The organism is Listeria monocytogenes (genome assembly GCF_041765605.1).
Lineage (GTDB): Bacteria > Bacillota > Bacilli > Lactobacillales > Listeriaceae > Listeria > Listeria monocytogenes_D.
This window is the reverse complement of sequence record NZ_CP168900.1, coordinates 1,224,910-1,249,165: the sequence shown is the minus strand read 5'-3', so window position 1 is coordinate 1,249,165 and position 24,256 is coordinate 1,224,910. Positions and strand designations below refer to the sequence as shown.

Below are 24,256 nucleotides of genomic sequence, written 5' to 3'. Positions count from 1 at the left end.
TTACAATCACCCTTCCGGAGTTTGTTCCGCTGGATTAATGTTTAGTGTCCACACAGCAGCAGCTTTATCGTCTTTCGCTTTACCGTACGCAAATTGTTTTGCAGCGTAAAGATTTAAATCTTCAATAGCAAGTGTTTGATCGTAAGTACCAATATCCAATGGTCCACCAATCAATGCATCGTAACGTTCGGCCACATAAGAAATGGCTTTCTTTTCTGGAACAAACAATGATTCGATAATGTTCAAATTGAACGGAAGTGCCGTAACATACACGCCGTTTGCATTTAAGCTTGTGTACTGTTTCTTAACATCCCATGCGTCTGTCGGATTGACTAGCAACGTAACCTTACCTGCAACGTTCAGTGGATGTCCATTTTCTTTCACAGAGTGGTATTTATACACATCTGTCAATTCATTCACAGTTGTTTTTGGATCAGCAAACGTTAGTGTACCAGTAGCTGCTTTTTCAGCATATACGCCATCTACTACCGTACTACCTTTTCCAACTTTACGATTCAAGCCGATGGGTTTGTCATTACCGTCCCCAACAATATACGCACTTTCGAGTGCAACAGCAAACGCTTCTTCAATTTGAGTAACAACAAAACGTTTGACCCATGCTGGACCGAATTTTTCAAGATCCTTAGGAACCACTACAAAAGCAGTCAGTTTGTTTTGAATAGATTCTTCGTCACTGAACGTTGCATCCAATTGACCTTTAATTTCGCCAAAGATTTTACCCCAAACCGCTACCCCGCTAGTTTCTGATTTCAAGAACTTAGTTCGCAAACCAGTTGTACGCATTCCGATGGAAGCTAAGAAAGGATGTTCAGTTGTTAAATCTTCGAAAATTTCATCAACAACTGTTTGCGGAAGCAATGTTTCTTCTTTGTAGCCAACTTCTTTATTAATATCATTAAAGAATTTAATTTCTTCGTTCGTGATATTTTTGTCTGTTCGGCTAGCTGAAATGTATTGATCTGCTTCTTGTCGTGCTTCTTTCTTAGCTTGATCCATGATGTCGGCAGCCATTGCATCTACCATTTCCACATATGCTTCGTTTTGAATTTCCTGCGTTTCTTCATTCTTCACAGCATTAACAAAAGCTGTGCGTTTTTCCTCGTAATTCGCGAGGTTGTTTTTTAATTTGATAGTCATAATTTATTTCCTCCTATTTTTGGGTATTAAAAAAGAAACCGTTTGAAAGGATTTTTATTTTCCTTTCGTGGTTTCTCTTCTTTAGTATTTGTTTGTTCTAATTGGTTTATTACTTTTCCTACAATTGCATCGATATCTAACTGCGGTGGTTTAATATTATTTATGATTTTCTCGATTGCATCCTGTGGTATTACCGGTGAGAGACTGGCAACTAATTGCGGTGCTTTCTCATTAGAAAACATTACTTCGTCGGCAAAACCGGCTTCTACTGCCTGTTGTGCGTTAAACCATGTAGTTTCACCCATTAGATTTAATAATTCATCCATGTTCTTTCCAGTCTTGTCCATATATGCGTTTGCCACAGATACATTGAAGCCTTTCGAAACTTTAGCTTCATGTTCAAGATCTCGATAATCTCCAAACACTCCGGAAGCAACATTGTGCACCATGATCTGGGCTGTAGGACTAATTTCCACTTTATCTCCCGCCATAGCAATGACCGAAGCCGCACTAGCAGCAATGCCTACAACTTGCACATTTACAGTGCCATTATAGCCCTTCAATGTAGTATAAATTTCACTACCAGCATACACATCGCCTCCGCCAGAATTGATAATTACATCAACCGGCTCATTGTTTTCAGGTAAAATGATATCGCGTGGGCTAGTGCTTTCCATATCAAGCATATCGTAAATCCATTTTTGATTGCTCGATATGATTGTTCCTTTGACCTCTAATTTCATCCATTCTCACCTCCTTCATCTGCTGACTGATAGTTTTTAGTAATTAAATATTTATCTAATTCCGGATTATCTACTCGTTCAGCGCCCAATAATTCTCGAACTTCATTACGATTAAATGAACCAGAGGCAACCAACTTATCTACAGCTTCTGCATTTTCTATAATGTCTTTTTTGTGTATGATTTTGATATGTTCACCCGCTAAAAACTCGTTGGAAGTAAATAATTTAGCGTTTAATTCATCTTCTAGCTTTTTAGTGAGAGGATCAATACAATATTCCATATATGCTTTCATATTATTACTCAAATCTGCCATATCCCCATGTAGCAGAGCAGAGGGAATGCCGAGAATACTAGCTACATAATCAATCATTTCTTTTCGAAGTTTTTTGATCTCATCAAAATTTTGGCTACTATTGACGCTAGACGTTCCAAACTCTTCATAGTTAAAGCCTTCTAGTTGAGGAACGATGGCAATCTCATTATTGTTAAATGCAGCATACAGTTTGTCGATGTAAGTCTGTAATTTTTTTTGTTTTTCATCATCCGCAATACCTGCCATTTTAAAATTAACAGCTCCACGAATTTGGAAGTTACGCATTTGCGCCCGAATCATGCGACCAAATAACTCACCGTAATCCTCAAACATGCCATCAGTAAATGCAGCTAGTCGCTCATTTCCATATTCCAGAAAAATCACATCATCCATACTAAAATTACGATTATAACGATAATCTTTCACCGTAACCCCTTCAAAAACATCCGGATAAAGCGCGAACTCTTTTCTAACATAACTATCAGTAATTAAAAAATCGTCCGTATCTGAAAGGACGATTAAGCACTCGTTATCATAGATTAATTTATAGATCACTTTTTCCCAGAAAGAACTCGAACTCATATCTGTATTTGGACGAACATTTAATTTATAATACAATCCGTCTCGTACACTGCTTTCTCCACTTTTCAATCTAAAATCAGATTTGGCGATCGTTCGTGCTATATGTTTTACACACGTATTTAAAGCCATTTTCTTCAAATAAACCTTTGTTGTTTTATCTTCTAAAAACTCTAAATCCCACATCCACTCAATTTCTTTGTTCCGTTTAAATATCTCCGAAAGAAATCCCAATATATCACCTCCTAAAACGTAATGGCATTAAGCATATTTAAAACTTCATCTACATCAAGGTCTTCTATTTCATCTGCACGCCATAGAGCATGGACAAACGCTTGAAATCCATCTGTCTTACGTCTATGTTCGTCTTTTTTTAGATATTCTTTATTGCCATCGGGTTTGATCTTTACTGCCACATTGTTCGTATACCAGCGCATCAAAGGGTTATCGCCAAACACAATGCGATGATTTGCGAATAAAGTTTCAATTCGCGGAGCTAGCAAACTATGAGCTGCACGTGGATTTCTAATAATCTCCAGTTCGAATCCTTCTGCTTCAAACAGCGGGCGCATCAGGTCCATTCGGAAGTTATCCCCAATGACCTTTTGAATACCGTAATTTTCCCGCATTTCAACAAACCAATTGACCACATGACGAGGGTCGATTGTAGGTTCATCTACAATGGTCAGTAATCCCTGCTTTTCCCATTCTTTGATGGGCGGTTTAAGGTTTGCGATATCCAAATATCCTTTTCTAGCAAATGAATGTGATTTCCAAATATAATCATCACCCACACGGAATAACAATCCAACCGCCGCAAAGTCTTTGACACTTGCATAGTCAAATGCACCAATGCAAGCCCGATTACGAAGTTCTGGCATTTCCCGATTAGTTGCGAGAATATCTTTCCACGGCGCTACTACCTTTTCCAAGTCGACTTCTGGAAGATTCATTCGTTTAGTCATGAACTCTTCTCTAGCAGATGGATTAAATTGTAAATTTTTATATTGCCTCTTAACCTCTTCATATAAAGTTTCAGCATAAGCTCCTCTAGGTTGACTTAACATAGGATTTGCCTTTTCCCAAAATTTCTCGTCTTTGACTTCCTCTGAGTTGTCCAACTTACAAATAAAACCAAAAAACCTATCATCATCGCTTTCGTTTTTTAAAATGGCTTCTGTTCTTTCTTTTAACTTGTCATTAAACCCTTCTCTAACAAATCCATCAGTCCCAATATAGAATATTCTAGAATTGGGAACTTTCCCCAAACCGCTTGTAAACACATCAACTGTCTTTTGGTTTTCGTACCTATGAACCTCATCAAAAATCACGCAGGCATCTCGACCACCGTCTTTTGTATCTGCGTTAGATGTTCTTGCTTTTAAAATGCTATCAGTAGCTTTACCTGTTATTTTAGCTCGGGCATTTTTAAAGCTTCCTGTTAGTTTGTTATCCTTAATACAATTAAAAACATCGTCAAAAGACGTCATCGCTTGTTCCTCACTATTAGCTACAATTGATATACTATACCTTTTAATGCCATGTAAAGGGCTTATAAAAAAATGTGCTAGAACAGAGATAAAACCATTTTTACCGCCGCCTCGACCAAATGTTAAAAAGATTTCTTTAAAGTGAACCTCATCATCTTTCTTTCTATATAAAAAAACAAATGCCGCAATAAACTTTTGAAATGGCTCTAGCTTGTAGTACCATTTTTCAGCAAATCTAATAAAGTTATCAATTCGTGTTTCATCGAAATAAAGATCGTCTCGAATTAAAATGGTTTTCTGCAACCATTTTATTAAATCAATTCTCTCTTCATTCAATAAAATCTTTCCACTTTCATATGCTTCAATATAAGCATCTACATGACGATTGCTAATCATAGAAGATCACTACCATCCAGCGGATTATCTTCGCCTTTGAAAATGAAGGATCGTTCAATAGAAAGAAGGGATGTATTGATGCGACCTTTTTCTTGAATAGCCGGATGCGTTTTGGTAAATTTTTGTGATCCATTTTCCGTTGTCACTACCGCTCCATCTGCTTCAATGCTTTCATCTAACTCATAAAAAATCTTAATTAAATTAATATACCGATTTACTTTTTCAAGTTCTTTTTGACTGCTAGTATCGATTTTTGACAGCAGCTCTTTTTCCAATTTTTTAATATCATAGCTCATGTTTAACACCCCCTCCTTCATGAGACTTTTTAACATTTCTGCGGAGAAGACCCCCACACCGTTCCCCAGAGCCAAATTAAAGTGCAAACCTTTGACCCGGGGGTGTCACCATCGTTCATCATTCACCCATTTATTTATTTTCCTTCTAAATTGAAAGCGATTATGTTTTTTGTTATGACATTTTATACACAGAGTAGTGAGATTATCTATATCAAGCGCAAGTTCAGGATGATGTTCTAAATCATTAATATGGTCCACATCGAGTCTTTTATGCTTGTCTGGGTCATGATAATCAGTAAACACCTTTCCTTGCCTCTTACACTCTTGACACTCATAGTTATCACGCTTTAATACTTCTTTACGTATGCTTGCCCATGCCTTTGACTTATAGAATGTATGACGTTCTGCTTGTGTTAGCATTAATCCACCCCTATATAAAAGCCCAACACGCAATGTGCTGGACTTCATTGTTCTATGTATCCGTAGTTATGAGACCTGAATACTTCTACGGTAGTATTCGTCAATACTTTGTATTTCATCCAGTCGAATCCGGAATGAATTTCCGTCACTAGACACAGGACCCGTTCCACATTGTTAAGAGGTGTGCGGGGTTTTATTCAGGTAATATACTCGGCAAGGATTTGCACCTTGCATGAACTAATTAGTTTGTTTGTTTTACAGGAGTTTTAAGCTAAGAAACGTATGTCTTAGCCACATTAGTTCTATCCTGTGCTTCGTCTACCTATTCCGCCACGAGTATTGAGATTGAACAAGAAGGTGTCTCTTGTTGGGACTAGTGAGGTTGGAATGAGATGCGTCTCCCATCAAGACCAACGATCAGATACAAAGCCTCTGCCAGGCAACATAGCAACCTCCTGCTATATCATCATGTGATTATAGATGCTCAGTTCCGTCTAACAGTTCATGTTCCATTGCTTCGATTTCATTATCTGAAGCAACACCTTTAATCGCTGATATGTGAGACATCTTATTTGTTCTTGAGTAATAAGACGGAATGAACCCATTATGTTTGTTTCTTAGTTCTTGACGTTCTTTATATAATGCTTTAATAGAAGGAACAAGACGTCTAATATTTTGTTCAATAAATCTAGTTGGTATTCTAATAATTTCCCAACCGTGTTCAGATTTATTCAAAGTATTAAGGATAAACACATCTCGTTCTGAATCTTTACCAATCCTAAAACGATGGTGCCCTCCATCAATCTCTAATACAACCTTCATGTCTGGCAAAATAAAATCTACTCGTTTGCGCCCTATTCTTTGTTGTGTTTTTACTTTAATCTGACTTCTTAACAATTCGATACAAGCCATTACTTCATGGGCAGAATCAAACTTGCTACTGTCATTTCTATAAAATTGGGCTACTGTGTTATATGGGTCAAGGTATTCATCCATTTTCATACTACAGCATTCTTGCATTTCTATAAGATGTATTGCTCTTTCAAGTGTTGCTTCGATTTTGTGCGCAATATATTCTTTTTTCTTTTCTTCTATTTTTTTTCGATACTTATGTTGGCATTCAACGCATAAGTTTCTACCGCCAGACAAATCTCTGAAATGTACGGAAGCTTCCTGCGAAATATATTGCTCGCATTCCCAACACCTAACTAAATTCATATAGTCCCCTCGACTTTCATTTTTAATAGGCCCTGCCTATAATACTATAATAAACTTATTTTATTGTTCAAAACGGGCGTTAAACGGGCAATATATTTTAATATCCTAATCTTTCAGCTATTGAAAGGATGATTGTTTTGTTTCTTCTTCTAGCTGTACTCTCGTCCATATTCAACTTACTGGCAATCCATACCCAAGTTGGTTTGCTTCTGTCCCAGTATCTAAACTGAATCAATTGTTTATCCTCGTCATTCAATCTATTAAGCACAGACTCAATTGCATTTATAATATTCTTTAATCTACTTATCTCTTTATCCATTTGCAGTAACATCACACGATCTTCCACTTCATTACTAATATTCCCTGCACTGCCACCACCTTGGTTCTCGTCAATGTATTCTCTATGCCAAGCGCCCAGTGTTACATTAACTTCCTTTTCCATCAATTCTTTTTTAGTAGAATGATAAAATCTTAATTCATCTTCAATAAGTTTATATTGTGCTTTACGTAATCGCTTTGACATTCAATCACTCTCCATCCATTCAATCAAATCATTTAAATAAAATTGCGCTTTCTTTAAATCCTCAATGCCATTCTTGTGCTCGTATCTTGAGACATATTTAAGTATATTTCCGACCGCATAAGAAGGATAATCAGATACTTTTGCTTTGATGTAGTCTAGCGTTTCAATACCACCTGCTGTGTAATGTGCAGGATTATTTACTTTGTCGTTATTTTCGTTTTTCATAGATACTCCATTGGATGAAAATGCTTTCATGGCATTTGTAGCGCCACGGAACCACTTTGCAACTTCGTCTTGTTTCACTTTGTATTTTTCAATTGGTGTGTTGGGGTGTAAATATTTAGCATAAGAAAGACTCCCCCAACTTACTCCTTCTTCCTCTATATGCACAACAGTATCTTGCTTATACCGTTCCCAAAGTTCCGAGTCATATGACGGAATAACCTCTCCGAAAAACCAGCTATACCCTTCATTTTTCAATTCTTCCAATAAAGCATCAAAATCTTCTTGTGTTTCTGTGTGATATATTTTCATTCGTTTTTCCTCCTTGTTTAATTGTGTACACGGCGAATTATGTGATTTAGATAAGTGCGGCATTGGGGCAAACAATATCACCAACAAAACTCCAAAAAACACTCCAGGTATAAAAGTAATACTACCTGCTACCATTATCATATTTCCTATCTGCTTGATTTCCACATATAACAAGAAATCTTTTCATCAATGTCATCCCTTCATTTTCCGCCGACTATACCGTTACAAAACCCATTTTGTAACACGTAACCACTCAAATCCCTTCTGACAGAACGTGGTTACAGGTTACAAAAAAAGCGGCGAAAAAGTTTTTATTTTTGTACTCTTTTCTTAAATATAAATAAATATATATACTTTTTATTAATAAAAAAATGTAACTTGTAACTTTTACGTGTCTAGCTACTGACACTATGCGATTTTTGGAAGTTACGTTTTTCGCTCTGGGTTACATATTTTTTGTAACCATTGTCAGAATATTTCCTAATAAATACACAATTAACACCTCTGATAAACCCGTGCAGTCTTTCCATTGATTTTGACAGGTTTTTTCTCTAAATTCATCACATCTTTAATCGTCGCTCTTCATTTTTTACCCCTCCTCTACTTTTTTATAAATATCAAAAGGTTCTATTTCTTTTTCCAGCGCATTATGCTTCACGTAAATAACGGCATACTCTTTTAACGCCTCAATAATATCAAAATCTATTTCGTCCTTTAGTTGTTCTAAAAGCCAATCTGGAAAATCAACATTCATATACTCCCGAACATCGCATTTACTGTTTGTAATATCTCTTAGCTTCATTTTACCCCTCCTCCACAATTCGCACGGCTTCTGCAGCACTTCTTGCTACTCCACAGATGGCCGGTGTAATTTGCATAGCTTGTTGAAAGTTTTTCTGTTCTTGTCGTAACTTCCCTATCTCATTTTTCACTTCAATAAAAAACATTTTTCCATCTGTTCCACGGAATCCGAATAAGTCCGGAAATCCTTTTGGCAATCCTGTATCAAAAATTCGTCCATTTGGTAATTTCACTTTGCCAACATTAGCACGGAAAACGTAATGCCCATGGCGGGAAAGTTCTAAACGTATAGAATTCTGTATATCCATTTCTGCTGTCATTTAATCACTCCTTTGGTCAAAAATACGAACGTATGTTATGTGTTGGTTAAAAAGTGCTAAATTATTAGCTAAAACAGGGCAAGTCAGTGCAAGTTTAGTGCAAGTTGGTTCAAACCTGCACTGTCCCAAATCAATTGCTATCACTTACTTTATTAATACTTTTTTATTAATAGTGCAAGTTAGTAGTAAAATAAGAAAAGTTTCCTAGGAAAAATTTTTATAGAGAAGTTTATGGATTTTGGCGCAAACCTGCACTGTCAACTAACTAAAACCGTCAAACTCGTTCTGCTGCAATACATTCCACACAGTGCAAGTTTAGATGAACCTGCACTGCTAATAACTTGTTGAAAAGAATGGTTTGTTCATAGGATTGTATTCTTTATTCAAAGTTATGCATTTATATGCAGTTTGTCCGTTACTCCTCTTCTTCTCAAACTTCAAACCCATTTCCTTACCAAATTTCGTGCTGCTCATTAAATACTGTCCATTGTCTCTCGCCCACTCTCTATATGTTTCGTAGAGAGTTTTAGCATTGATCTGTTTGTTCTCGCCTGTTTCGCAACAGTCTTCAATAAATGCAGTGATAACGTCCATTTCTGACTTGTATTCGGAGCTTGCTTTTTCTACTGCTTTCGGCATTCCTAAACCTTCTCGCTGCCATTTAAGAAATCCTTCAACTGCCCAATTCAATATGCCAGTGAGTTCACTTCGAAGTTTATACTTTAGCTGCTTGTCTACCTTTTCATCGGGTATTTTCACAGTAAACGGTACTAAGTGCAATCTTCGCCATATCCCATCGTCTCTCCCTCTGATGATCGGTTTGTGGTTGGTCGCCATCCATATTTTGAATTCTGGTGTAAATTCGAATTCGTCCTTATACAGGTGCCGTGCTGTTACCTTGTCGCCCCCTGTGAGCTGTTTAACCAGTCCCTCATCTAAACGCACACCTTCGTTCGGTTCGGTCGTTGTTACGAACCTAGCACCATGCAGACGTGCGATATCACTATTTGCATTACTAGATTGCTGTTTGACCATGATTGTTTGTGGCTGGATGTTTGTTGCATAGGAGCCAAAAATATCGTTGATAATATCGAGAAAAACAGATTTCCCATTTCGCCCATTGCCGAAAAGGATAAACATGACTTGTTCTGATGTGGAACCAGACAACGAATAACCTACAGCTTTTTGAATATAGTGGATCAATTCTTGATCGCCTGCAAAAATATCATTTAAAAAATTCTCCCAAAGCGGCGCGTCAATCTTATCGGTATATTCGATATTACTGATTTTTGTAAACATTTTTTGCCTGTCATGGTCCAATAATTCTCCACTCTGTAGGTTGATATAACCGTTCTGCGTATTCAAGAAATATTTATATCGGTCAAATTCTTCTGGGAGGACTGGCATTAAATGCTGGGCTTCTTTTAACATATTCGTTTTCCCTTTATTACTCCTCGTTGCCTTTAGGTGCTTCATAAACGCTTTTTCAGCATCGGATTCTGATTCCATATAAGCAAATTCACTCTTCATATCTTTGATCACATCATCAACAAGTGTTTTAACGGCTCCAATGTTATCGTATTTCCATACTTTTGAATCATAGTAGTAAAATCCTTTATTAATATAGGAAAAGCGTACGATGTCGTGAAACTTATCTCGAAAGCGTTCAGCATTACCTGTATCATCTAAACCATAAACTTTACGAACAGTTCGGTTCTGATTTTTCACAGTAATCGAGTAACCTTCTAAATCACTGCCGGGCTGATAAACTTCTGATGTGTTGGCAATTGCTTTATTAAGAACCATTTCACCATATAACTGCGCTCCTCGTTTTTGATCCCATTTTGTTCGGTATAAACCCGAAGAACGAAATATCTCGTCCATTTTTTCCGGATCGCAACCAGTCCAAAATGCAAGCATGTTCGCAAAAGCTAAGTCTGCTTCGGACTGTGATGGGTATAAACCGTCCCATAAACCATCATAAAGTGTCTTAAACTGTGAGCCTTGTTTGCTTTGAACGGCTCGCTGTATGATCTCGTTCGTTGGTAAATCCACTGTAGATTGTAAATGATTTGCCTGTCTTATTTCTTTTGAACCAATATATTTTGAGTGAAGATATTGAATAGCAGACGTTGCTTCATTTACTTGGCGGTAATTATTAATAACTTGCCCTGTCATAACAAAAAAACGACCATCTGGGTACATTTCGATATTTCCTTTACGACGTCCACCTTCTGGGAAGTTTCCTTTTGCGATAATATGAATTCCTGTTCCGCTCACACTGTACTCGGTATAGCTTGAGAGTGTTTGAATAAATTCAGCAGCTAGGTTTTCTGTGTTTCCGTATAAATAATCTTGAATGTCGTCTTGAATATCATCTATATCAACGCCAAAATACGGTGCTTTAAAATAAAATCCTAATCCATCAAATTGATATTTGTTGAGAGAAGTAAGGGCAGTTTCAAAGTCTGCCCAAGTTCGCTCATCCGCACTATTTCCATAGGAACCATCATTTGCGTTCATTGGAATCTTTTTATTTTTGCCACGCTCTTCATCCCAAACAAGTTGAAAAGCGCACCATTGTTTTAATTTTTTTAATTCGTCCGGAATTTGTTCATACACGTTTGTGCGCTCCTCTCATTGCTTAGAACGGTAGATTACTCTCATTCACTTCCACTGGTGGCAAGTCATTTTCTTTCTTTTTAAATTGATGTTGTAGCGGTCCAGTGATCTTACTTTCGCCCCATGCTTTCACGTTTAAGTTATTGTATGTTTGACCATTGTATTCAGACTCTTCATTTTTCACAGTAACTTGGCATGTCTTAGTTAACAGGTCTTTTAATAATTCATCCAATGTATTATAATCTTTGCCGTTAGGTAATTGGATTGCTTTAGCGATTGTATTTAATGCCGTTCGACTATATTCATTTGTTGCTTTTGCTTTCCATACTCGGTGAAAAATATGCGCATTCTGGAATTTTTGATTTACATCATTACGGATAATTAAATCAATATTAATGAACTCCGCTCCATTTTTTGTCGCATCTTCATTTGCGTTGTATAAAACCACCTCATACGTACCATTTTCTACTCCATTTGTGAAAACATCATTATGATCTACTTTAAACATTTTTAAATTCCTTCTTTCGTTTTTATTTGATAAATCCTCTTGCTTTTCCTTGATGGAATGCCCATCCTCTTTTATAATTGTGTTCTTTTGCATATTCATATAATTCTTTCATGTTCGTACATTCGCTTGGACTACTATAATTTACTTTAAAAACTGCTTCTGTTACTTCTTGTAGCTCTGCTGCCTCGTCAACTTGTATTGGTTTTACTTCTACTTTGAATTCATGACCACAATGTGAGCATTGTTTGCTGCTAGACAAAACTGTCATAAAACAGTCAGGGCAAATTTTTACAGGTGCTTCTGCTTTGTTGCTGTTACTCCCTTTTTTCGCTTCTAAGGACCATTTTCGTTCCATGTCCGGCAAACCAAAACGATTGACATTTCCAACATGGTCAATAATGATAGCTGTTTTGCCAGTTCGGTATCGCATCCCTCTCATTGATTGCTGGATATACAGTGATAGTGACTGTGTTGGTCGTAGCATAATCACAGTAGAACAGTCTGGAACATCGAATCCTTCACCAATTAAATCTAAGTTACATAGCACTTTAATCTCGCCATTTCGAAACTGTTGGATAATGTGATCGCGTTCCGCCTTTGGTGTTTTGCCATCAATATGTGCTGCAGTGATACCCACTTGTTCAAAACTCATTGTCATTTTTTTGCTTTGATAAAGGGAAGAAGCATAAAGTATTGCTTGTTCTCCGTCTGCTAACTTTTGATAATGCTTAATGACATCGCCCCAAATCATTTTTTTGTTGAATTGGTCGTCAAGTCCTGTCATATCAAATTCGCCAGTTCGTTTGATGTCTAATGTTTCCGTTTGAACGATTTCGGGAGCAAAATATTTGTAAGGTGCTAAGAATTGTTTTTCAATTAACCACTTCACATTAACTTTTTCAATTAAAATATCGTTTATATCTCCTAAGCCACCCCCATTGATTCGTACAGGTGTTGCTGTAAATCCGACCACTTTAGCATTAGAAAAATGATTGATTATTTTTTTATAACTATTTGCAAGCACATGATGACTTTCATCAATAATGATTAGAGCTGGCTCGGAAGTTTTTTCTAAACGTCGAACAACAGTTTGAACCATCCCCAAATTGACAAATGTCATGTCAACATCATTCATAGTGAGTGTATTTCTAATTTGGTCAATCAATTCTTTTCTGTGAACTAGGAAAAGAACATTATTTTTATTGCGCGTTGTCATGCGAATTATTTCTGATAAAATAACTGATTTACCAGCGCCTAGCCACAGGGAGCAACAACGCACGGTCTGTTATATCCCTGTAAAAAAGCCCCCTTTACATCATTTATAATTTCTTGTTGATATTCTCTAAGCTTTAACATCAACATCACCAATTTGGAATAGGTCTTCTTGCAAGGCAAACTCTCTATTATCTAGCTGATTTTTTGCAAAATTACCATTGTTTTCTGTGAGTAAGAAACCCCTCTGACCTGTTTCAGGATTTCTTATTAATCTTGCGACTATAGGAACAATTCCCATAACGTGATTAACTACCTTTTCTCTAATGTCAGGCAAAAATTGATTATACAGTTGCCCACTTTCCATCTGTATTTGACGCGTGTTTTCCCAAGCTGTATATACTATATTTGTGTTTGGTAAATTATTAAACACGGAAATCAAATCTATTAAATGTGTGTCAAATATTCCATAGTGTTGTAGTTCTGGTTGACCTGATTTTGTATTTCTCCCATTAAACATTAACCATAATTTTTGATAATGGCTTAAATTATCAATTACTACATTGTCATATTCCTCTGCATGTGCCTTCGCATATCCATAAAAATCAGCCATATCTTGTACGGGATTTCGAGGATCTAATGTCGCAATCGTGATATTAGGTAATCCACTTAATACTTTCGACGTACCATCACAATCCAACATTAATGTTTTTCCTTCTAAATACTTAATCGTCGTTGTTTTCCCTGCTCCCGGTTTTGCATAAATCATAATATTAAAATACTCCGACCTTTTCATTTTTTCTGATTGAATAAATTCCAATGAAATTCCTCCTTACTTATTATTTTATTTGTAGTCTTTCCGTTTGAACCAAAACGGCTCCTGGTACATCAATGCCTTTTTTCAAATCATCTTTTAACTTAGCCTTATCCAGCTTCTTAGGTTGTTCAACTAAATAATTAATTAACTTCCTCTCATCTTCTACAAGTACACTGTGAGGGTTTTTCCGAATATCTAATGTAAATAGATTCGTTTTTATTTTTTGCTTATTAGCAACTAGCATAGCATCATGTAGTGATTGTTTCAGTCGCTTCACATTATTGTTAATCGTGTTTTCTCGTTCTGATAAACGTTTAATTTCTACATCTAAAATAAGTGATTGCCCTTCTAATTCTTTAATAACAAACGCAACATTTTCTGCTTTTGTTTCTAATTCATCTTCAATGCTTTCAAGTGTATCTTTTAATATCTCTGGATCTAATTGCTCAGCTAAATTTAATAACTGTTGATACTTTTCTTGAATGGAATAAAGTGTTGTCATATTAATCATCTCCTTTCAAAAATGCTGTTGCTGTTATTTTGCCTTTTGATGCAGAATACCACTTCACATTGTTTCTTTCGTCAAATTGTGGCTTATTTACATTAGATACAAACATCTTAGCTTTATCTGTATCTGCATTATATATACTAAAACTTACTGAGTCTGATTGTTCATATAGCTCATTTACTAATTGACTATTCCTATTTTCTTTCATTTTCTTGACTTGAGTTGCTGGTATGTTAAAGGATGAAAATCCGTCTTCATCTTCAACAGTAAGCAGACCATTGTTGTTAATCAGAACATGAAACTGCTCTCCGTCTACACATAATTCAGCTACCCCTGACCTATCCTGCACTTCTACTTTATCGCCCGGCCGGATACTCATTTAATCGCCTCCAATTCATTTTTATAGTCCCACATTTCTTGTGATAATTTATCCAGCCCAATCGCGAAACGTTCGAGATCGCGTGGTGTTTTAATAATGGATTTACTTAGCTCTTTGCTTTTCCTGTGAAGTAAACTGTTTGCTTCGTTGATGATTATTTGTTTTGTCATTCTGCCACCTCCAAATCTCTAATGAAGAAACAAACTGTTGAATGCCTGAAATCTACTAATGCTGTAACCGGGATATTAACAACATCATATATTTCTTTCACTGTTCCGTACTCACCTTTTTTAACAAACTTTGTTTTGTATGTTGTTTTTACTTTGCTTCCTACTTGTATGTTCATTCCGACACCTCTCTTACAATGTAAGTTCCGTCATCATCTAATAACAAACAATACTCTTTCATTGTCTCAGCTTCATCATGTAACTGATCACTCAAATCTGTTTCTTTGTCATATTTATCGTATAAGAATGCTTCTACGTCTAACTTTATTAACGCAACATAGTAATCTTCATCAAGTTCTCCGTCATAGAAAACTTGCTTAGCATTTTCCAACCATTTTTTAGCTGTTAGGAAGTCCGTTGTCCACTCTGTTACATCGTTATATGTTACTACTCCATATAAAATCATTCCGCCACCTCTTCACTACTAACTGAAAACACATGTGGGTCGTCATATAAAGCGTTAATTGCAGACCGTAATTCGTTATCATCTTTTACCGTTCTTTCATATGAATCAACAATAACTTCCCCCATGAAACGTTGCTTGTATGTTATTTTATATACTTTATAATCTGTTTTTTTATCGTTCATTCCGCCACCTCATTCAAAATAAAATCAATCACTCTGTAATATCTCTTTTTAAGTTTTTCGTTATGCTTATGCGTTTGTTCAACAGCTGCTTTAAGCTCATCTAATGTTCCTTGAAAACAGCCGGTTGTCCATATGCCTAATTCTTTGATATACGTTATTTGATTGTTTCTTCTAGTTGTATCTACTTGTACGCAGATTACCGTTAACCCTTCGATGTCTTGCCAGATTATCCAATTTAAAAGTGCATTGCTTAAATTTGCATAACTTAAATTTGCTCCTCTTAAATCTGCACATCTTAAATCTGCATTGCTTAAATCCGCTCCTTTTAAATCCGCACGTCTTAAATTTGCATTACCTAAATCTACATTATTTATATCCGCTTTCTTGCCACCCTTACCCCGCAGCCATTTCCCGTGATTCTCTAATATGATGTCTAACTCTTTTTGTTTCATCCCATCACCTCCGACAAACCCTTTAGAAAAGCCACATAATCCGCAATTTCTTTATCGTTCTTTTCGTCCCATTCCTCATCTGTATATACATGCCCACAGCTTTCACATACGAGCGTTCCGTTTTCGCCGTTAACGCATTCTCCATCGCACTCGAAACACTGCGGACAATAATCATCATCTCCCATTATTTTGCCTCCAATAGTTCCGGATTTACTTCCAAAATAGTTGATTCGTGTACAGGCGGATACATCAAGTCGCCGTCTACAATCAAATCATATTTAGCTTCTCCACACTCGCACATGCCACAAAACATGATATATCTTGTGTGCTTCTCTAATGCTTCTCTTAACGTCATTTACTGTTCCTCCAATATTTCCGAATTTTCGTGTATGTTGCCGATAATTTCAATGTTATCAACATCTATCAACTGATATAGTCGTTTATTCTTGAAATCACTTACTGCCCACACGCAATCAATAAAATTAATTACACCAGCAATATCACTAACCATTCTGTCAAAAAACTTACAATTGACTATATCCCCTTCAAAAATCTTCTTGCCGTTTTTGTCTTTTAAACCTGTGTATTGCATCAGCACGACATCATCAAAGCTGTACCAGTCGACGCACAGCGTGCAATTTGCGTTTCCGCAACCGCTCACACCTGCAGCTTCTGTTTCGTTAAAACACAAATCAGTGACTGGAAGCATTTTCTTAGTTTCTTTTACAAACGCTCTATATTCAATGTCTCTCATTATTCGCCCTCCAATCTCAAATTAAATCAGCATCAATTAGTAAAATCGTTTCATTGGAAGTTTCATAAAACCCTTGTTTTATTTCTTCCTCTGTTTCATATTCTTGCAAGGATGACATGAAGAGTTTCAGCGCTTTTTGCTCTGTTAATTCTGTAGTGATGAATTTTGTCATCAGTCCTGATATTGCAAATTCTTCTTCGCGAGCAGCAACATCACGTTTATAGATAAAATCAGCTTGTTTTTTGCTTTCTGCTTTAATTAGCGCATAATATTCGTTTTCTTCTCGTGTGTATTCGAAGTATTTGCTCATGCTTCAGCCTCCACTTCTACTAAACTGATTTCTACTATTTCGTCAGAACCATTTAAAGCACAGTTATTTTCTGCTGTTTCTCGGTTTACAAATAAGCAATCTTTAGACAGATTAGCATCATACCAACTGTGTGGAAAATGTTTGTACAAGCCATCTTGCTTGATTGCATACAAGTTTTTACTCATTGTCTTCACCCTCCACTTCCTCCAAGTAATCCTCAAGTCTGTATTCTTTAGCTTCCGAATCGTCCATCCAGCCGTCATCACCATTTAGTCGATAATAAAATACTACCGGTTGCTCTTCATAACAATTTCCACAGAATAAATCTTCACGTACTTTTAATAAATATGAGCCTTCTTCAATTTCTTGTTTGCACATTGTACAGATAACAGATTCTTGTTTTGTCGCGCTTTCGTCTAAAATCAATTACTCTCTACTGCAAAACACCAAATCGCTAAATCCAAAATCAACCGCGCACTCCATTTCTGGTGGTCTAAAATCGTTAATGCTAACTACCTTCCCAATAACATTTTTATCTTTAATCCAAGTAACTTTATCTCCTACTTTGAAATTCATGCTTGTTCCTCCTTAAATAATTTCGCTATTTTCCAAATTACATTCTCTGTAACGCTATTTCCTGATTGTTTATATAATTGACTATTGCTATTTACTTCTGCTGCTCGATCAAATGCCCAATCCGGAAATCCTTGAAGGCGCCAGCACTCACGAGGTGTTAGTTTTCGAATTCTGAAATTACCTTTCTGTAATAAATTATTTTCTTGCCAACTACTTGATGATAATGTAGGCGCTATGTCGTGTTTTCCTCCCTTGTTATAGCCACGCGCTTTTTGAATAATGGCTACTTTTTGACCTTCGCCTTTATTTGTTGTTAATGTTGGCGCTAACCCTTCACTTGAATAAACTTCACCATTCATCCCTCTTTTACTAGGATTCACATTTCCGACTATTGCTATTTTTGGCTCTTGTCCACCGCCTTGCATCGTCGTCAAAGTTGGAGCCAAACCTTTTTCGCTATAAATACGGTTACTTTGCTCTCGTCCTGATCCTTCCAGTTCACCAAACACAATGATTCCGTGCTGATCTTGAGCGGTTAAAGTGAACGCTGGCTCACCTAGTGTTTTAAACCTTCGTCCATTTTGCCTTTTTATAATTCTATCTGGTGTTAAAACTGGCATTACTTGCTCGCTTTTCCTTGTCGTTTCAATATATGTGCCTTCTCGTTGACTGTATGGGTATCGGGCAGTAAGCGTGTTTGCAATGACTCTGCTTTCATCAGCCGTTCTAGATGCTTCTGCGAGAGGAAATATTTCTCGTCCACCTGCTCCTCTAAGATGTCCGATAATGAACACGCGTTCTCTGTTTTGTGGGACTCCGAAATCTTTGCTGTTAAGAATCTGCCATTCCGCATCGTACCCCAGTTCATGAAGCGCGGTAAGGATTGTAGCGAACGTTTCTCCTTTGTTGTGCGATAGTAACCCTTTAACGTTTTCAAGGAATAAATAGCGTGGTTGGATTTGTTTAGCTGCTCTAGCAATTTCAAAGAACAAAGTTCCTCGAGTTTCTTCGAAGCCCAGTCGCTTTCCTGCGATTGAGAATGATTGACAAGGAAATCCTCCGCAAATAATGTCAACTGTTCCGCGCAACGTTCTCCACTCCTCATCTGTAACTTTTGTGATGTCTTCACGTGTCCACTCTCCTTCCGTATCGTGAATTGCTTGGTAACTCTTTCGTGCGAATTTATCAATTTCAACATAGCCCACGCACTCATGTCCGGCGCGTTCCATACCTAAACGAAATCCGCCAATACCTGCAAACAGATCTAAAAACTTCACTTTCTAGCCTCCTTCTGTTCTTCCGTAAGCCTTTGAGTAAGCGATAACACGTACTTTCGTTCTACCGTCTCGCATAAATTCAGACTAGCTCTATACCTAATTTCGTTAAATTTCATGTTTGTAACTGGTTTTGCGTCATCATAAATCGTTAAAGTTTTGTCTTTGAACATAGCAGGATTTCGCAAAATAAATCTATACATTTTTGTAATATGATTATAGTGTCGAATTTCCGACGGCTTCCCTCCAAGCCTTGACACGTGCCAATAGTATTTCCCCAAGAAATTTCATCCTTTCTAACTTCATAACTCATAAATTCTTAATCTCTTCTAACTTTTCAATCAGTTGTTCGGGCGTTAAATTTCTAAGAACATCGTTTGTTACAGATGTGCTGTATTCCAACTCCCAATTCTTGTCATTTATAAATTGAATAACCGCAAGTTCGACGCCGGGGCCCATATATTCCTTGATTACACTAGCGCCATACCCATTTTTAAAACGATAAATAGTTTGCCCAATTCCAAATTGATTATTTTCCTCATGTTCTAAAATGTGCTCGTTGATGTATTCTTTATACTCATTTGCGATTGTTTTCATGTCTTCGCCTCATTCCTCAGTGTCGAAATCCATCGTCCCACAAATCGTCTACTACCAGCGGATTTTCTACATTCATTCTCTATCACTCCTTGCAAGCAGCATTAATAGAAGTATCAAAGCAACAATCATTATTAATTCAGCCATTTAGTATCAATCCACCGATTCCTACAACAAGTGCGATTAATACAGTCAAAGCTAAACAAACCAATGTGTATCTATCTGATTTTTCAATATATTCATTTCCGTTTTCATCAATACTTATTAGCCCAAAAAATCGTAATAACTTCATTCAAAAACCTCATTTCAAGAATATTTTAATCCACTCCGCTACAATATATGTGACTGACAGTAATGCTCCGATTTGGAAACAAAACAGAAAAAGTAATATTTTATTTTCATGCTCACTTATGAATTTCTTCATTCTCATTTCTCCGTTTCTATGTTATAATTAATACAAATATTATTTCGTAACTCACAGTTTTAGTAAGCTCTAACTTACTATTTATATCTGTGGGTTTTTCTTTTACCAATGCCGCTCAATCGAATTCGCGAATCTATGCTTGTACTTAGGTCTTTTCTTATATTTAATTTGATGATCTAAATGCCTTGATTGAAGTTCAACTAGCAAATATTTTCCAACCGATTTTGGAACGTAATTTGGGTCGTATTTTCGTATTTCAGCAAGTAGTATTTCGACTTCATCAATCATTTTCAGACCTCCTTATATACAAATTTTTTAATCAGCCAATCATTCGCTTTTACTGCATCGAATGCCCACGCTTCACGTTGATTTTTCGTAGCCCAATTGCTAAATTCTGCAAGCTCTGGAAAGTCTTTTATGTTATCTAACCACCACCCATAACTTCGTGGACTAGCTTGCGCAAAATCTTCTAACGTCCAAACTCCGTACAGGAAATTCACATGCCTGTTTTTATTTTTCACAGGACGACCCATTTTCTTATTCTCCTTTCTATTTTAATCACCATCTATTTCTAAAATTTCCGCAATTTCTTTTCTAACTTTCAACGCATCTCTTTTACCATTGATAATATCTGACAAATAAGGATTGCTAATACCTAACATTTTTGCTAAATCAGATTGTTTCATATTTATTGCTTTTAGTTTTGCGTATACTGCAACCGCAAAACGCTGATGTTCTACTGACATGTTTTTGCTCCTTTCTTGTTTTGGTTTTCACGTGATATAATTATTTTTGATTGGAGGTGATTGCAGATGACTTTTTATGATTTTTTAATAACTTATTACCTTAGCGAAAATAGTCCTTTAGGCGATCTAGCTCATGATGTTCAACTAGATGGTAATTTCCCAACAGAAAGCAAAAGCGAAGATGAAATCAGGGATTATTTTTCTAATATTGGTACTCCTGGCTTCCAAGAGGCTTTAGATGAGGCGTTAAATTATTTTAGAAGACTATGACAATTCTTTTAACTTTGCTTAGGTCAATTTCCGGTGCTCCATACTTAGCTTTAATTTCATAATTTTTGTAAAGACCGACTTCAATTTGTTGAATGTTGGTTTTTTTTCTTTTTAAATATCTTTTGTTCACCTCTCCATCACTCCTTTCTATCTTATTAGCTAATTATTTAGCAGATTGTTGACAAATACTAATATATTTGTTAGTATATATCCATAGTTAAACAAGCCTTATCAAAAGCCATTAGTCGTTGGGGAACGATATTTTATGGGGTTATTTGTTGTCTCGTTTAGCTAAATAATTAGCTTATGGATATATAATACTAATAAATGTTTTAGTTGTCAATAGATTTACTAATATTTTTATTAGATTTTATATCTAAGTTAAGGAGAATCGTTGGCATGACTTTGTTAGAAGTGATAAAAAAACTTTGTAAAAAAAGAGGAATAAGCGTTACTATGTTAGAAAATGAATTAGAACTTCCCGATAATACAATATATCAATGGAAAAATAGAACTCCAAGCGTGGATAGATTACAAGTAGTTGCTGATTACTTTAATGTATCTGTGGACTATTTATTAGGAAGAACCGACAATCCGCAAATTGACTCCGACATCCCGCCGGAAGCAGTAACTTTGGCGGCGCACATTGATCCCGCTGCCACAGAAGAAGATATGAAAAAAATTCTTGAATATATTGATTTCATTCAACAAAAATATAAATAAGAAATGAGATGTATGTATGTGGTTAGATAAATACAGAGAGCGATATCCTGAACTAACTATCATTGAAGACAAAAATATGCAGGAAGTTCACAAAGGATTATATTATAATAGTAGAATATTCGTAAATCCTCAACAAAATGATGTTGAAATGCGTTGCACTTTAGCGGAGGAAATTGGACATCATCATTTGACCGTTGGCAATATTATTAAACAGGAAACAGTTAATGATAGAAAACAAGAAAAACTTGCGAGAAATTGGGGTTATGAATCACTTACCCCTTTGCGTAAAATTATTGATGCTTATTATGAAGGATTCACTGATTACTACGAAGTTGCGGATTTTTTAGAAGTTACAGAAGAATTTTTAAAACATTCTATAGAATATTATAAAGGTAAATACGGTAACACTGTTGAGTGTAATGGATATGTTATCATTTTTAGAAGTAGTATACAGATTATTGCTTGTTAGGTATTTGCACAAATGTGTTTATATAAAAAATTGATAAAGGGAGAATTGGGATGAAAAAATTATTATTGTTAGCAGGTTTATTAATTGTTTTTAGTTTTGGCCTAACAGCATGTGGAAATTCATCTGATAGTGCAAAGGAAGAAAGCAAAGAAGAAAGTACCTCTACCACAAATGAGTCTGAAGATTTGACTGAAGATGAAACAACAATGGAGGAAGAAACTGATAGTGGTATTATTGATAGTGAAGACTATGCAACATCTTGGAGTGAAGATTGGAAAGGTTTGCAAACAAAAATAAGTTCAGTATCTGTTTTTAAAGTAGATCCTGCTAAACTTGAAGAAGATGGTGAGGAAGGCGAAGGGCTAGTTATTGTTAATTATGAAATTAACAATACTAGTAAGATTGATTTCAATACTTATCCTGAACAAGGAGTATTAGTTACAAATGGCGAACAAATAGAAGCTTCAATGTTTGAAAGTGACGATGTTGGTGGAGAAATAATGCAAGGTGTAAGTAAAGATGGTGCAGTAGTATATGTTTTACCAACACTAAATGATGTATCTGATATAAAAGATATACGACTAACTTGGTCTGCTAGTTATGAAACAGATAATTACGAAGAAGATTCATTTAAAGATTATGATGCAAGAATAACACTTAAATAACAAAAAACGCCCTCCCCGCAAGAGATAAGCGTTTTCAAATACACACATAGGAGTATGCAAATATATTTTAACATAGTTTGCTGTACCCTTCAAAAGAACATACGTTCCAAATCAAAGAGGTGGTGCTATTAATGAAAATTAAAAAGTTAAAAAATGGAAAATACGCCGTTCGTTTGCGCATCAAAGTCGACGGTGAATGGAAAGAAAAGCGTTTGACAGATACAAGTGAAACAAACTTAATGTATAAAGCGTCTAAATTATTAAAACAAGCTGAACATGATAGTAGTTCTTTAAAAGAGTGGAAATTCAAAGAGTTTTACGAATTATTCATGAAAACTTTTAAAGATGGAAAAAGCAGTCAATCTACAATTAATTTATATGATCTTGCTTATAATCAGTTCGTTGATTATTTCGATGAAAAAATTAAACTTAATTCGATTGATGCTGTGCAGTATCAACAATTTATTAATCATTTATCTGTAGACTATGCAATATCCACTGTAGACACCCGGCACCGCAAAATTAGAGCGATTTTTAATAAAGCTGTCCATTTAGGCTACATGAAGAAAAACCCAGCCATAGGCGCTCATATAAGCGGACATGATGTGGCAAAAACAAAAGCACAATTTATGGAAACCGACAAGGTTCATTTACTATTAGAAGAACTTGCAAATTTTCATTCTATATCACGAGCAGTTATCTTTCTAGCAGTGCAAACAGGAATGCGATTTGAAGAAATTATTGCACTGACAAAAAAAGACATCAATTTCACTAAACGTTCTATATCAGTGAACAAAGCTTGGGATTATAAATACACTAATAGTTTTGTTGATACTAAAACAAAAAAATCTCGAGTAATCTATATTGATAACTCCACCATTCAATATTTACAGTCTTATATAAATTGGCATACTGATTATATCAAAGAACATGCTATTAAAAACCCATTAATGTTATTATTCATCACCTACCATAATAAGCCCGTTGACAATGCGTCATGTAATAAAGCTTTGAAGAAAATATGCACAACAATTAATTCTGAACCAGTGACATTACACAAGCTACGACATACGCACACAGGCTTATGTGTAGAAGCTGGCATGGATATTATATATGTAGCTGATAGACTTGGTCATGATGATATTAATACAACCTTGAAATACTATAGTCATCTAAGTTCTAATTTGCGTCAATATAATCAGTCCAAAGTAGATGCTTTTTTCACACTAAAAACAGATGAAAATACCACAAATTTTGCCACAAATGCCACAAAAACAACGGAATAAAACGGGTATTATAAGATATTAAAAAATCTCCAAACCGTCCATTCATCCTTTAATACCAAG

41 protein-coding genes and 1 pseudogene are annotated in these 24,256 nt (G+C 35.9%); 5 read left to right on the top strand and 37 right to left on the bottom strand.

Annotation, left to right across the window (positions count from 1 at the left end; genetic code table 11):
* Positions 1–6: 6 nt before the first annotated feature.
* The 37 genes and pseudogenes from AB2Q86_RS06465 to AB2Q86_RS06285 form a co-directional block, all read right to left on the bottom strand.
* Positions 7–1,158, bottom strand: a complete 1,152-nt coding sequence (locus AB2Q86_RS06465; RefSeq protein ID WP_012581458.1) for a phage major capsid protein — start codon at positions 1,156–1,158, stop codon at positions 7–9.
* Between the two features lie 26 nt (positions 1,159–1,184).
* Positions 1,185–1,901, bottom strand: a complete 717-nt coding sequence (locus AB2Q86_RS06460) for a head maturation protease, ClpP-related (RefSeq protein WP_012581459.1) — start codon at positions 1,899–1,901, stop codon at positions 1,185–1,187.
* Positions 1,898–3,028 (bottom strand): phage portal protein, encoded by a 1,131-nt coding sequence (locus AB2Q86_RS06455; protein ID WP_012581460.1) that lies wholly within the window; start codon positions 3,026–3,028, stop codon positions 1,898–1,900. Before AB2Q86_RS06455 ends, AB2Q86_RS06460 begins: the two co-directional genes overlap by 4 nt.
* 11 nt (positions 3,029–3,039) lie before the next feature.
* Positions 3,040–4,680 (bottom strand): terminase TerL endonuclease subunit, encoded by a 1,641-nt coding sequence (locus AB2Q86_RS06450; RefSeq protein ID WP_012581461.1) that lies wholly within the window; start codon positions 4,678–4,680, stop codon positions 3,040–3,042.
* Positions 4,677–4,976, bottom strand: a complete 300-nt coding sequence (locus tag AB2Q86_RS06445) for a P27 family phage terminase small subunit (RefSeq protein ID WP_012581462.1) — start codon at positions 4,974–4,976, stop codon at positions 4,677–4,679. Before AB2Q86_RS06445 ends, AB2Q86_RS06450 begins: the two co-directional genes overlap by 4 nt.
* Before the next feature lie 105 nt (positions 4,977–5,081).
* Positions 5,082–5,396: an HNH endonuclease gene (locus AB2Q86_RS06440; RefSeq protein ID WP_012581463.1), complete on the bottom strand. Its 315-nt coding sequence runs from the start codon at positions 5,394–5,396 to the stop codon at positions 5,082–5,084.
* 474 nt (positions 5,397–5,870) lie between these two features.
* Positions 5,871–6,614 carry an endonuclease domain-containing protein gene (locus AB2Q86_RS06435; protein ID WP_010991275.1) on the bottom strand — a complete coding sequence of 248 codons (744 nt, stop codon included), beginning with the start codon at positions 6,612–6,614 and terminating at the stop codon, positions 5,871–5,873.
* A 97-nt stretch (positions 6,615–6,711) separates the two neighbouring features.
* The gene (locus AB2Q86_RS06430; protein WP_009917712.1) at positions 6,712–7,137 is read right to left on the bottom strand and encodes a DUF722 domain-containing protein; all 426 of its coding nucleotides are present in this window, start codon (positions 7,135–7,137) and stop codon (positions 6,712–6,714) included.
* Positions 7,138–7,671: a DUF3310 domain-containing protein gene (locus AB2Q86_RS06425; protein WP_012581464.1), complete on the bottom strand. Its 534-nt coding sequence runs from the start codon at positions 7,669–7,671 to the stop codon at positions 7,138–7,140.
* Positions 7,672–8,260: 589 nt separating this feature from the next.
* Positions 8,261–8,473, bottom strand: a complete 213-nt coding sequence (locus AB2Q86_RS06420; RefSeq protein ID WP_003731659.1) for a hypothetical protein — start codon at positions 8,471–8,473, stop codon at positions 8,261–8,263.
* Position 8,474: 1 nt separating this feature from the next.
* Positions 8,475–8,792 carry a VRR-NUC domain-containing protein gene (locus tag AB2Q86_RS06415; RefSeq protein ID WP_012581465.1) on the bottom strand — a complete coding sequence of 106 codons (318 nt, stop codon included), beginning with the start codon at positions 8,790–8,792 and terminating at the stop codon, positions 8,475–8,477.
* Positions 8,793–9,125: 333 nt separating this feature from the next.
* On the bottom strand, positions 9,126–11,414 hold the full coding sequence (locus AB2Q86_RS06410) for a phage/plasmid primase, P4 family (RefSeq protein ID WP_012581466.1): 2,289 nt from the start codon (positions 11,412–11,414) through the stop codon (positions 9,126–9,128).
* A gap of 22 nt (positions 11,415–11,436) precedes the next feature.
* Positions 11,437–11,922: a DUF669 domain-containing protein gene (locus AB2Q86_RS06405; protein ID WP_012581467.1), complete on the bottom strand. Its 486-nt coding sequence runs from the start codon at positions 11,920–11,922 to the stop codon at positions 11,437–11,439.
* Between the two features lie 22 nt (positions 11,923–11,944).
* The gene (locus tag AB2Q86_RS06400) at positions 11,945–13,138 is read right to left on the bottom strand and encodes a DEAD/DEAH box helicase (RefSeq protein ID WP_012581468.1); all 1,194 of its coding nucleotides are present in this window, start codon (positions 13,136–13,138) and stop codon (positions 11,945–11,947) included.
* 126 nt (positions 13,139–13,264) lie between these two features.
* A complete protein-coding gene (locus AB2Q86_RS06395; protein WP_010991282.1) occupies positions 13,265–13,954 on the bottom strand; it encodes an AAA family ATPase in 690 nt (229 codons plus the stop codon).
* Between the two features lie 19 nt (positions 13,955–13,973).
* The gene (locus AB2Q86_RS06390; protein ID WP_012581469.1) at positions 13,974–14,453 is read right to left on the bottom strand and encodes a siphovirus Gp157 family protein; all 480 of its coding nucleotides are present in this window, start codon (positions 14,451–14,453) and stop codon (positions 13,974–13,976) included.
* 1 nt (position 14,454) lies between these two features.
* Complete coding sequence (locus tag AB2Q86_RS06385) at positions 14,455–14,838, bottom strand: hypothetical protein (protein ID WP_012581470.1); 384 nt, start codon at positions 14,836–14,838, stop codon at positions 14,455–14,457.
* Positions 14,835–15,008: a hypothetical protein gene (locus AB2Q86_RS06380; RefSeq protein WP_012581471.1), complete on the bottom strand. Its 174-nt coding sequence runs from the start codon at positions 15,006–15,008 to the stop codon at positions 14,835–14,837. Before AB2Q86_RS06380 ends, AB2Q86_RS06385 begins: the two co-directional genes overlap by 4 nt.
* On the bottom strand, positions 15,005–15,184 hold the full coding sequence (locus AB2Q86_RS06375; protein WP_012581472.1) for a hypothetical protein: 180 nt from the start codon (positions 15,182–15,184) through the stop codon (positions 15,005–15,007). Before AB2Q86_RS06375 ends, AB2Q86_RS06380 begins: the two co-directional genes overlap by 4 nt.
* A complete protein-coding gene (locus tag AB2Q86_RS06370) occupies positions 15,181–15,471 on the bottom strand; it encodes a hypothetical protein (protein ID WP_003769971.1) in 291 nt (96 codons plus the stop codon). The genes AB2Q86_RS06375 and AB2Q86_RS06370 overlap by 4 nt, the downstream gene beginning before the upstream one ends.
* On the bottom strand, positions 15,468–15,653 hold the full coding sequence (locus tag AB2Q86_RS06365) for a hypothetical protein (protein ID WP_003727764.1): 186 nt from the start codon (positions 15,651–15,653) through the stop codon (positions 15,468–15,470). The genes AB2Q86_RS06370 and AB2Q86_RS06365 overlap by 4 nt, the downstream gene beginning before the upstream one ends.
* Before the next feature lie 171 nt (positions 15,654–15,824).
* Positions 15,825–15,947 (bottom strand): hypothetical protein, encoded by a 123-nt coding sequence (locus tag AB2Q86_RS06360; protein WP_350030077.1) that lies wholly within the window; start codon positions 15,945–15,947, stop codon positions 15,825–15,827.
* Positions 15,902–16,105, bottom strand: a pseudogene (locus AB2Q86_RS06355) (pentapeptide repeat-containing protein); the annotation flags it as partial. The gene AB2Q86_RS06360 and the pseudogene AB2Q86_RS06355, both read right to left, overlap by 46 nt.
* Entirely contained in the window at positions 16,102–16,290 is a 189-nt protein-coding gene (locus AB2Q86_RS06350) for a hypothetical protein (protein WP_012581474.1), read from the bottom strand. The pseudogene AB2Q86_RS06355 and the gene AB2Q86_RS06350, both read right to left, overlap by 4 nt.
* Complete coding sequence (locus tag AB2Q86_RS06345) at positions 16,290–16,460, bottom strand: hypothetical protein (protein ID WP_012581475.1); 171 nt, start codon at positions 16,458–16,460, stop codon at positions 16,290–16,292. Before AB2Q86_RS06345 ends, AB2Q86_RS06350 begins: the two co-directional genes overlap by 1 nt.
* Entirely contained in the window at positions 16,461–16,859 is a 399-nt protein-coding gene (locus AB2Q86_RS06340) for a YopX family protein (protein ID WP_012581476.1), read from the bottom strand. It abuts the gene before it with no gap.
* 16 nt (positions 16,860–16,875) lie between these two features.
* Complete coding sequence (locus tag AB2Q86_RS06335; protein WP_012581477.1) at positions 16,876–17,169, bottom strand: hypothetical protein; 294 nt, start codon at positions 17,167–17,169, stop codon at positions 16,876–16,878.
* A complete protein-coding gene (locus tag AB2Q86_RS06330) occupies positions 17,166–17,354 on the bottom strand; it encodes a hypothetical protein (RefSeq protein WP_010991288.1) in 189 nt (62 codons plus the stop codon). The genes AB2Q86_RS06335 and AB2Q86_RS06330 overlap by 4 nt, the downstream gene beginning before the upstream one ends.
* Positions 17,347–17,595: a hypothetical protein gene (locus AB2Q86_RS06325; protein ID WP_014589048.1), complete on the bottom strand. Its 249-nt coding sequence runs from the start codon at positions 17,593–17,595 to the stop codon at positions 17,347–17,349. The genes AB2Q86_RS06330 and AB2Q86_RS06325 overlap by 8 nt, the downstream gene beginning before the upstream one ends.
* Positions 17,596–17,745 (bottom strand): hypothetical protein, encoded by a 150-nt coding sequence (locus AB2Q86_RS06320; RefSeq protein WP_012581479.1) that lies wholly within the window; start codon positions 17,743–17,745, stop codon positions 17,596–17,598. It lies immediately after the preceding gene.
* Positions 17,742–19,022: a DNA (cytosine-5-)-methyltransferase gene (gene dcm / locus AB2Q86_RS06315; RefSeq protein ID WP_014589047.1), complete on the bottom strand. Its 1,281-nt coding sequence runs from the start codon at positions 19,020–19,022 to the stop codon at positions 17,742–17,744. The genes AB2Q86_RS06320 and dcm overlap by 4 nt, the downstream gene beginning before the upstream one ends.
* Entirely contained in the window at positions 19,019–19,300 is a 282-nt protein-coding gene (locus tag AB2Q86_RS06310) for a hypothetical protein (protein ID WP_014589141.1), read from the bottom strand. Before AB2Q86_RS06310 ends, dcm begins: the two co-directional genes overlap by 4 nt.
* Before the next feature lie 28 nt (positions 19,301–19,328).
* Positions 19,329–19,616, bottom strand: a complete 288-nt coding sequence (locus AB2Q86_RS06305; protein WP_012581481.1) for a hypothetical protein — start codon at positions 19,614–19,616, stop codon at positions 19,329–19,331.
* A gap of 136 nt (positions 19,617–19,752) precedes the next feature.
* Positions 19,753–19,905 carry a hypothetical protein gene (locus AB2Q86_RS06300; RefSeq protein ID WP_009929542.1) on the bottom strand — a complete coding sequence of 51 codons (153 nt, stop codon included), beginning with the start codon at positions 19,903–19,905 and terminating at the stop codon, positions 19,753–19,755.
* 234 nt (positions 19,906–20,139) lie between these two features.
* The gene (locus AB2Q86_RS06295) at positions 20,140–20,325 is read right to left on the bottom strand and encodes a hypothetical protein (protein WP_003730997.1); all 186 of its coding nucleotides are present in this window, start codon (positions 20,323–20,325) and stop codon (positions 20,140–20,142) included.
* A gap of 2 nt (positions 20,326–20,327) precedes the next feature.
* A complete protein-coding gene (locus AB2Q86_RS06290; protein WP_003730996.1) occupies positions 20,328–20,570 on the bottom strand; it encodes a hypothetical protein in 243 nt (80 codons plus the stop codon).
* Positions 20,571–20,591: 21 nt separating this feature from the next.
* A complete protein-coding gene (locus tag AB2Q86_RS06285; RefSeq protein ID WP_012581482.1) occupies positions 20,592–20,783 on the bottom strand; it encodes a helix-turn-helix domain-containing protein in 192 nt (63 codons plus the stop codon).
* A gap of 66 nt (positions 20,784–20,849) precedes the next feature.
* Between AB2Q86_RS06285 and AB2Q86_RS06280 the strand changes: the two genes are divergently transcribed.
* The 5 genes from AB2Q86_RS06280 (at position 20,850) to AB2Q86_RS06260 (ending at position 24,196) form a co-directional block, all read left to right on the top strand.
* The gene (locus AB2Q86_RS06280) at positions 20,850–21,053 is read left to right on the top strand and encodes a YozE family protein (RefSeq protein WP_003730994.1); all 204 of its coding nucleotides are present in this window, start codon (positions 20,850–20,852) and stop codon (positions 21,051–21,053) included.
* Between the two features lie 399 nt (positions 21,054–21,452).
* The gene (locus AB2Q86_RS06275; RefSeq protein WP_012581483.1) at positions 21,453–21,776 is read left to right on the top strand and encodes a helix-turn-helix domain-containing protein; all 324 of its coding nucleotides are present in this window, start codon (positions 21,453–21,455) and stop codon (positions 21,774–21,776) included.
* Between the two features lie 16 nt (positions 21,777–21,792).
* On the top strand, positions 21,793–22,245 hold the full coding sequence (locus AB2Q86_RS06270; RefSeq protein WP_012581484.1) for an ImmA/IrrE family metallo-endopeptidase: 453 nt from the start codon (positions 21,793–21,795) through the stop codon (positions 22,243–22,245).
* A 50-nt stretch (positions 22,246–22,295) separates the two neighbouring features.
* Positions 22,296–22,910, top strand: coding sequence for a hypothetical protein (locus tag AB2Q86_RS06265; protein WP_003730990.1), 615 nt, complete (start codon positions 22,296–22,298; stop codon positions 22,908–22,910).
* A 131-nt stretch (positions 22,911–23,041) separates the two neighbouring features.
* Positions 23,042–24,196, top strand: a complete 1,155-nt coding sequence (locus AB2Q86_RS06260) for a site-specific integrase (RefSeq protein ID WP_012581485.1) — start codon at positions 23,042–23,044, stop codon at positions 24,194–24,196.
* The last annotated feature ends 60 nt before the right edge of the window (positions 24,197–24,256 follow it).

Coding starts and splice junctions, on each gene's coding strand:
- AB2Q86_RS06405 (WP_012581467.1), bottom strand. CDS start 11,922: ATGTTTAAAGTAGATCATAATGATGTTTTCACAAATGGAGTAGAAAAT.
- AB2Q86_RS06305 (WP_012581481.1), bottom strand. CDS start 19,616: ATGAAAACAATCGCAAATGAGTATAAAGAATACATCAACGAGCACATT.
- AB2Q86_RS06400 (WP_012581468.1), bottom strand. CDS start 13,138: ATGACAACGCGCAATAAAAATAATGTTCTTTTCCTAGTTCACAGAAAA.
- AB2Q86_RS06420 (WP_003731659.1), bottom strand. CDS start 8,473: ATGAAGCTAAGAGATATTACAAACAGTAAATGCGATGTTCGGGAGTAT.
- AB2Q86_RS06380 (WP_012581471.1), bottom strand. CDS start 15,008: ATGACAAAACAAATAATCATCAACGAAGCAAACAGTTTACTTCACAGG.
- AB2Q86_RS06320 (WP_012581479.1), bottom strand. CDS start 17,745: ATGAATTTCAAAGTAGGAGATAAAGTTACTTGGATTAAAGATAAAAAT.
- AB2Q86_RS06415 (WP_012581465.1), bottom strand. CDS start 8,792: ATGACAGCAGAAATGGATATACAGAATTCTATACGTTTAGAACTTTCC.
- AB2Q86_RS06345 (WP_012581475.1), bottom strand. CDS start 16,460: ATGACGTTAAGAGAAGCATTAGAGAAGCACACAAGATATATCATGTTT.
- AB2Q86_RS06450 (WP_012581461.1), bottom strand. CDS start 4,680: ATGATTAGCAATCGTCATGTAGATGCTTATATTGAAGCATATGAAAGT.
- AB2Q86_RS06445 (WP_012581462.1), bottom strand. CDS start 4,976: ATGAGCTATGATATTAAAAAATTGGAAAAAGAGCTGCTGTCAAAAATC.
- AB2Q86_RS06275 (WP_012581483.1), top strand. CDS start 21,453: ATGACTTTGTTAGAAGTGATAAAAAAACTTTGTAAAAAAAGAGGAATA.
- AB2Q86_RS06290 (WP_003730996.1), bottom strand. CDS start 20,570: ATGGGTCGTCCTGTGAAAAATAAAAACAGGCATGTGAATTTCCTGTAC.
- AB2Q86_RS06330 (WP_010991288.1), bottom strand. CDS start 17,354: ATGAGTAAAAACTTGTATGCAATCAAGCAAGATGGCTTGTACAAACAT.
- AB2Q86_RS06370 (WP_003769971.1), bottom strand. CDS start 15,471: ATGATTTTATATGGAGTAGTAACATATAACGATGTAACAGAGTGGACA.
- AB2Q86_RS06375 (WP_012581472.1), bottom strand. CDS start 15,184: ATGAACATACAAGTAGGAAGCAAAGTAAAAACAACATACAAAACAAAG.
- AB2Q86_RS06465 (WP_012581458.1), bottom strand. CDS start 1,158: ATGACTATCAAATTAAAAAACAACCTCGCGAATTACGAGGAAAAACGC.
- AB2Q86_RS06270 (WP_012581484.1), top strand. CDS start 21,793: ATGTGGTTAGATAAATACAGAGAGCGATATCCTGAACTAACTATCATT.
- AB2Q86_RS06285 (WP_012581482.1), bottom strand. CDS start 20,783: ATGTCAGTAGAACATCAGCGTTTTGCGGTTGCAGTATACGCAAAACTA.
- AB2Q86_RS06435 (WP_010991275.1), bottom strand. CDS start 6,614: ATGAATTTAGTTAGGTGTTGGGAATGCGAGCAATATATTTCGCAGGAA.
- AB2Q86_RS06360 (WP_350030077.1), bottom strand. CDS start 15,947: ATGTGCAGATTTAAGAGGAGCAAATTTAAGTTATGCAAATTTAAGCAA.
- AB2Q86_RS06260 (WP_012581485.1), top strand. CDS start 23,042: ATGAAAATTAAAAAGTTAAAAAATGGAAAATACGCCGTTCGTTTGCGC.
- AB2Q86_RS06425 (WP_012581464.1), bottom strand. CDS start 7,671: ATGAAAATATATCACACAGAAACACAAGAAGATTTTGATGCTTTATTG.
- AB2Q86_RS06385 (WP_012581470.1), bottom strand. CDS start 14,838: ATGAGTATCCGGCCGGGCGATAAAGTAGAAGTGCAGGATAGGTCAGGG.
- AB2Q86_RS06300 (WP_009929542.1), bottom strand. CDS start 19,905: ATGAAGTTATTACGATTTTTTGGGCTAATAAGTATTGATGAAAACGGA.
- AB2Q86_RS06430 (WP_009917712.1), bottom strand. CDS start 7,137: ATGTCAAAGCGATTACGTAAAGCACAATATAAACTTATTGAAGATGAA.
- AB2Q86_RS06340 (WP_012581476.1), bottom strand. CDS start 16,859: ATGAGAGACATTGAATATAGAGCGTTTGTAAAAGAAACTAAGAAAATG.
- AB2Q86_RS06440 (WP_012581463.1), bottom strand. CDS start 5,396: ATGCTAACACAAGCAGAACGTCATACATTCTATAAGTCAAAGGCATGG.
- AB2Q86_RS06280 (WP_003730994.1), top strand. CDS start 20,850: ATGACTTTTTATGATTTTTTAATAACTTATTACCTTAGCGAAAATAGT.
- AB2Q86_RS06460 (WP_012581459.1), bottom strand. CDS start 1,901: ATGAAATTAGAGGTCAAAGGAACAATCATATCGAGCAATCAAAAATGG.
- AB2Q86_RS06390 (WP_012581469.1), bottom strand. CDS start 14,453: ATGACAACACTTTATTCCATTCAAGAAAAGTATCAACAGTTATTAAAT.
- AB2Q86_RS06295 (WP_003730997.1), bottom strand. CDS start 20,325: ATGATTGATGAAGTCGAAATACTACTTGCTGAAATACGAAAATACGAC.
- AB2Q86_RS06265 (WP_003730990.1), top strand. CDS start 22,296: ATGAAAAAATTATTATTGTTAGCAGGTTTATTAATTGTTTTTAGTTTT.
- AB2Q86_RS06350 (WP_012581474.1), bottom strand. CDS start 16,290: ATGGGAGATGATGATTATTGTCCGCAGTGTTTCGAGTGCGATGGAGAA.
- AB2Q86_RS06365 (WP_003727764.1), bottom strand. CDS start 15,653: ATGAACGATAAAAAAACAGATTATAAAGTATATAAAATAACATACAAG.
- AB2Q86_RS06335 (WP_012581477.1), bottom strand. CDS start 17,169: ATGAGCAAATACTTCGAATACACACGAGAAGAAAACGAATATTATGCG.